A 1,177-nucleotide genomic window follows, 5' to 3' on the forward strand; every position below is an offset into this window, starting at 1 on the left:
ATCTCGTGGTCATGAAGAACTACCCGCCGCAGTTCAAGGCGGACGCGGTCGCGCTGTACGAGTCGCGGCCGGAAGCGACGATCAGGTCGGTCGCGGCCGATCTGGGGATCAACCCGGAGACGCTGCGGAACTGGGTCCGGGCAGCCGGGGTGAGCCGTCCCCGAGGACGGCGGACACAGGAACCAGCCCTGCCGCCGGCACCGCTGGAGGCGGAGAACGCCGCCTTGCGGAAGAAGGTCCGTGAGCTGGAGGAGGAACGGGAGATCCTGCGCAAAGCGGCGAAGTATTTCGCCGGGGAGACGCGCTGGTGAACCGCTTCCAGTGCGTCGCCGACCTCCACCGCCGTCACGGCGTGAAGCGGCTCTGCAGCATCCTCGGCGTCAGCCGCTCGAGCTTCTACTACTGGCGCCGGACGGCTGCGGACCGGGCCGCCCGGCAGGCGGCCGACGCCCGCCTGGCCGCCCGGATACGGGCGGTGCACCAGGAATCGGACGGCACCTACGGAGCCCCGAGGATCACCGCCGAGCTCCGCGAGGAGAGCGGTGTCGCGGTCAATCACAAGCGCGTCGCAAGGATCATGCGGACGTCCGGGATCGAAGGGGTCCGGTTGCGCCGCCGGCACCGCACAACCGTCTCTGACCCGGCCGCCGCCAAGGCCCCGGACCTGATCGGCCGCGACTTCACCGCGGACAGGCCGAACACGAAGTACGTCGGCGACATCACTTACCTGCCCATCGAGGGCGGGAAGTTCTGCTACCTGGCGACCGTCATCGACCTCGCATCACGCCGTCTGGCCGGCTGGGCGATCGCCGACCACATGCGCGCGGACCTCGTCACCGACGCCCTGGCCGCGGCGATCCGCACCCGCGGCAGTCTCGCCGGATCGATCATGCACACCGACCACGGAGCTCAGTACACGAGCAGAATTTTCGCCGAAGCCTGCAGGTCAGCAGGGGTTCGGCGAAGCATGAGCGCGGTCGGGTCCAGCGCGGACAACGCACTCGCCGAGTCCTTCAACGCGACCTTCAAACGCGAGACTCTGCAAGGACGAAAAAGCTGGCCGACCGAGCGTGAGGCCCGACTCGACGCCTTCCGATGGCTCCACCGCTACAACACCCGACGCCGACACTCCCGCCTCGGACAACGATCACCGATCGCCTTTGAGAACGCCCTCCAC

At 68.5% G+C, this 1,177-nt stretch carries 1 protein-coding gene; it reads left to right on the forward strand.

What is annotated here, in order from left to right:
- Positions 1–5: 5 nt before the first annotated feature.
- Positions 6–1,177, forward strand: a protein-coding gene (locus IE265_RS38030; protein WP_190040371.1) for an IS3 family transposase whose coding sequence is annotated in 2 segments (ribosomal slippage) — positions 6–297 and positions 297–1,177 — 1,173 coding nt annotated over the 2 segments. Because the reading frame shifts where the segments join, the coding sequence is not laid out codon by codon here. This gene is flagged as partial in the annotation.

This window comes from Streptomyces fructofermentans, assembly GCF_014651055.1.
Lineage (GTDB): Bacteria > Actinomycetota > Actinomycetes > Streptomycetales > Streptomycetaceae > Streptomyces > Streptomyces fructofermentans.